General features: G+C 33.5%; 3 protein-coding genes. All 3 read right to left on the bottom strand.

Translation table 11 applies throughout. From position 1 onward, the window contains the following. Positions 1-49: 49 nt before the first annotated feature. Positions 50-400, bottom strand: a complete 351-nt coding sequence (locus tag B3J44_RS07635; RefSeq protein ID WP_286967541.1) for a hypothetical protein — start codon at positions 398-400, stop codon at positions 50-52. Positions 401-412: 12 nt separating this feature from the next. Beyond that, the gene (locus tag B3J44_RS07630; RefSeq protein ID WP_286967539.1) at positions 413-889 is read right to left on the bottom strand and encodes a DUF6265 family protein; all 477 of its coding nucleotides are present in this window, start codon (positions 887-889) and stop codon (positions 413-415) included. A gap of 328 nt (positions 890-1,217) precedes the next feature. Continuing rightward, the coding region (locus tag B3J44_RS07625) for a DNA topoisomerase (protein WP_286967537.1) at positions 1,218-2,381 on the bottom strand (1,164 nt) is incomplete at its 5' end.

Raw genomic sequence — 2,381 nt, 5'->3', positions numbered from 1 at the left:
TATTAAAAAAGCTCGAGTTTCATTGTGCTTGCTATAACCATTCCATAATTCACTCCCAATAGTATTTAATTTTATGTCTGACATCAGATGGCTTTTTGGGATTCATGTATAATACTATTTTGCGATTGAAATTATAAGTTGCAAACGTTATCGGAAGCTTACCCTCATAAATATATTTTTTATCATTAAAAGTATATTCTATAATTGGCACAAAATAAGTAGGTGATACTTCTGGATTGCTTGGACTTCCTGAAGCATCACGCCATTTTATTCTTTCTTCAAAACGAATTATTTTGCTTTCAAGAGGTATAAAAGATTTTGGTATAATCGAATACTTTACATACAAAATGATATTCAATACGATAATAATACCGAAAAAAGAAAGGACGATTGTAAACATTCAAAAAAACAATTACTTCTTCGTCATTACAAACTTCTCAGAACTTGGTTTTCCATTCAAATTACCTGAAATTTCAGCCGTTAAAGTATTGTTTGCACCTTTTGTATAAGTAATTTTTTGAGGATAATCGTGTTTCGGATTTTCAAAAACCAATTGTTTATCTGATGCAGAAGTAGAAGGGAAGAAGACGGGTTTATCATCGTTTTGTCCTTTTACAGTTGCTTTGTAAGTCAATGTTTCGCCCAATTGAGCTAGAATAATTGTTTCAAAATGAAGCGTGTCTTTTCCTTTAATATAATAAGAAGAAGCGCTAAAAGTACTGTCGTTTAGCTTTTGCCAGTTTTCAGACAAAACACCTTCTGGAGAAGTATTTTCCCAATTCCCGATTAACCAGTCGGCTTTTTTGATTTTGTCTTTTTCAATGGTTTCTTTTTTTTGACAAGAAACCGAAGCTAATACAAGAGCTAAAAGAGTAATTTTCTGAAACATATTTATAGGTTTTTGATAGTACTAATGTATGAAAAAAATGTTTGCCACAAATTTCACGAATTCTCGCGAATTTCTTTTTTTATATTTGCCACAGATTAAAAGGATTAAAATGATTTTGTCTCCCGCAGATTTAGCAGATTCAGCAAATTTATTTTATAATCTGCATTATAAAAATCTGTCAAATCTGCTAAATCTGCGGGAAAAAATTTGTGTAATTATTGGTAAAATATACAGAGTAAAGAATCATTTTAATCCTTTTAATCTGTGGCAAATAATATAAACACAGTAATTTTCAAAAAATAATTCGTGGAAATTCGTCGCAAAAAAATCAAACGCTTTCACTCAAAATAGAATAAACCAATTCCTTAGTAGGTTTTTGATCTTTTAATTTTGCACGCACTTCATCAAAAGTTACTTTAAAATCACAGCCTGATTTATATTCGGCGCAGCCGTAGGCCGTTTTACCTTTTAGAATCGTTCCTTTTTTGCATTTCGGACACATTAAAGCATATGAGTTTTCTTTCGGTTCCGCTTTTTTATCTGTTTTCTTTGGTTCTAATTTCAGTTTGTAGTTTTCTTCAAAACGAATTAAACCTTCGACAGTTCCAGATTCGGTTTTGAAGCCTTTAATGTTTACTGTTGAACCTTTTTGAACCAATCGTAAATATTGGCTTTCGGTGATTTTTTTATCATGAAAAACAAAAGGCAATACAAAGTCACAACCTGCTTTATATTCGCTGCATCCAAAAGCAGATTTTCCTTTAATCAGGTTTCCTTTTTGGCATTTCGGACAAGTTTCTGCTGAAATTCCAGAGGATTTTTTCTTCTCTTTTTCGGCTTTTACAACAGGTTTTTGAATCGTTGCTGCATGCGAAATATTAGCATGTTTGGTCTCGCTTCGCACTTCGTAGACTAAAGCTTCAACCATGCGTTTCATGTTTCTAATGAATGCAGCAGCGGTGAAAGTTCCTTTTTCAATATCTTTCAATTGCTTTTCCCAAGTTCCGGTAAGCTCGGCTGATTTGACCAATTCGTTCTGAATAGTATCGATCAACTGAATTCCAGTTAAAGTTGGTAAAACCTGCTTTTTGTTTCTAACGATATATTGACGTTTGAAAAGCGTTTCGATAATATTCGCTCGAGTTGATGGACGACCGATTCCGTTTTCTTTCATCAATTCACGTAAATCTTCATCATCAACCTGTTTTCCTGCAGTTTCCATTGCACGCAGTAAAGTTGCTTCAGTAAATTGATTGGGCGGTTTGGTTTCTTTTTGAAGAAACGAAGGTTCATGTGGCCCTTTTTCGCCCACAGTAAAACTCGGCAATAAATCGGGTTCTTTTTCCTTCGCATTCGGGTCTTCAAAAACAACACGGAAACCTTTTTTCAAGATTTCTTTTCCAGTTGCTTTAAAAGTCACATCGGCAGCTTTTCCAATTACTGTCGTATTTGCAACCAAACAATCATCATAAAAAACAGCAATAAAACGTCG

The organism is Flavobacterium sp. UBA4854, from assembly GCF_002399805.1.
Classification (GTDB): domain Bacteria; phylum Bacteroidota; class Bacteroidia; order Flavobacteriales; family Flavobacteriaceae; genus Flavobacterium; species Flavobacterium ginsengisoli.
The sequence above is the reverse complement of the archived record's forward strand: the minus strand, read 5'-3'. Positions and strand labels throughout refer to the sequence as shown.

Coding starts and splice junctions, on each gene's coding strand:
- B3J44_RS07635 (WP_286967541.1), bottom strand. CDS start 400: ATGTTTACAATCGTCCTTTCTTTTTTCGGTATTATTATCGTATTGAAT.
- B3J44_RS07630 (WP_286967539.1), bottom strand. CDS start 889: ATGTTTCAGAAAATTACTCTTTTAGCTCTTGTATTAGCTTCGGTTTCT.